The organism is Haloarcula sp. JP-Z28, from assembly GCF_011440255.1.
Classification (GTDB): domain Archaea; phylum Halobacteriota; class Halobacteria; order Halobacteriales; family Haloarculaceae; genus Haloarcula; species Haloarcula marismortui.
Window position 1 is genome coordinate 1 of record NZ_JAAOHT010000146.1, and the last position, 1,831, is coordinate 1,831.

2 pseudogenes are annotated in these 1,831 nt (G+C 52.5%); both read right to left on the reverse strand.

From position 1 onward, the window contains the following. Positions 1-259 (reverse strand): annotated as a pseudogene (locus G9463_RS23560) (PAS domain S-box protein); the annotation flags it as partial. Positions 260-865: 606 nt separating this feature from the next. Next, positions 866-1,831: pseudogene (locus tag G9463_RS23565) on the reverse strand (caspase family protein); the annotation flags it as partial.

Below are 1,831 nucleotides of genomic sequence, written 5' to 3' on the forward strand. Positions count from 1 at the left end.
CGTTGATCCGTTCGAGATACACCTCGACCAGTTCACCCACCTGTGGGTCGTCGTCGACGTGCAACACGGTACACTGCTGGGACTGCTCGACTTTCGCCAGCGGAATCGGGACCTCTGCCCGCATCTCCTCGCGTCGGTCTACTGATTCAGTCCGGAGAAGCGGTGTATGCCGCGTTGCCACGCGTCGGCTCCCGCTGATGGCTGCACTGGAGAGCTCCACTGTCTTGTCTCCGAGCCGCCACTGTTCCTCAGAAGCCATCTTTCCCCCCGGTGCTGCCAACACAAAAGCCGCTAGCACTCATCCATTCCATCAAACTAGTAGCGGTTGCTGTATACATTGACTTCCCTACAACCGGCCCCCGAAGCGAGCTGGTAGAGCATGCATACTTCGGATAGCTGTCAGACAGTTCCCATTCAAACATCAATACCCAATCCTGTTCACTAGTTACGTACCAATCTACTAAACGCTACTGATGGGGGGTATTGTTGGATGGCCTCTCATGCGTACGCACGACTCGTGCGTGTAATTTTCCCACTAAACACGCGATTTAACTCTTGTATTGGTTGATTTCTGGATTTATCTTTTAATTCTATGCTTAATACAATATATAATATGTAGGAACCCTTCAAATAAATTTAATTATCTCCCACCCAACATCCAATTCGTATCATGTCCGATACTACCATGCGCGAATACCTCGCAGAGCACCCAAAAATGGCCGGCGCACTGTTCACCCTCCTGATGTTACTATCTCAGGCAGGGACTGCAGCAGCTAACAACAATATCTATATTGGACCATAAAGCATAGAACTGGCAGTATTAGCAATTATCAGCGTCTCATTCTTCACGGAAGCAAATACAAAGTCAGCTGATATCTTCGAGTTCCATCGAGTCACTCCAATAGAGATCTCCATCAGCTTTAACAGGTACTTGCTGCATCTGAAGGAACTCGGATAGTTCAGAGCTAGAAATATTGAAACTCCCAACCGACCCCGGCGCTAAAAAGTACTCTTCACATTCCTCAAAAAACGGAAATACGATGGCTCCTAAGCCTTTGTTATCCATCGAATACGCCTTCATTTCTACGTTGTACCCCGCCGTAGTGGCAGAGACATCCAATAGATTCGGTGTCCCGTTCTCTGTTTGTGCAACTGTCACTCCGCCGTCGCCAACAACGATATATTGTCCACCAAGAACGCTCTTTTTGCGTGCAATAGTAAGCGCCGCTCGAAGAGGGAACCCACAGTTCAACAGTCGGGCAACCGCCTCGCCGATGCGAACCGCGCCGTCGTTCAGGACTTCGTTGAGCGTGACGATGCCGGCGATGGCACCCTTTTCGACAAGCCCGAGACCCTGATTGTACGAGTTGCAGGCGTTCAGCAGGAAGGTGTCGATGCCGATTGAATCGACCGTCGTCACATCAAGCTTGCCGTCGGAGCAGACGAAGCCGTCGTGTTCGGTGTGGCCGATATAGTGGAAGAACTCTGCGTCGGTCGTGAGGACCGTTCTGAGTTCCGCCGTCGTCAGGTTGTCGTGGACTGTGACATCGAACGGCAGGTCATCGCGAGCACCGTACACCTCGTCGACGAGCTGTCGTTCCTCGTCCATCCGGGCGTCGTTCTGGACGACTCGAATCGTGATATCCTCGGCGTTCGTATCGCGGTCGAGTCGGTGTTCGAACGCCGCTTTGGTCAGCTTGCTCGCACCGATAGGAATGCTGTCCCCGATCCAGGCTTGTTCGAGTGAGTCGTGGGCCTGTGGCTCGACGTAGTCCGTATCTGGTGGCGCGGTGGCAGTGTCTGAACTCGCGGCACGGGTGATGACATCGTC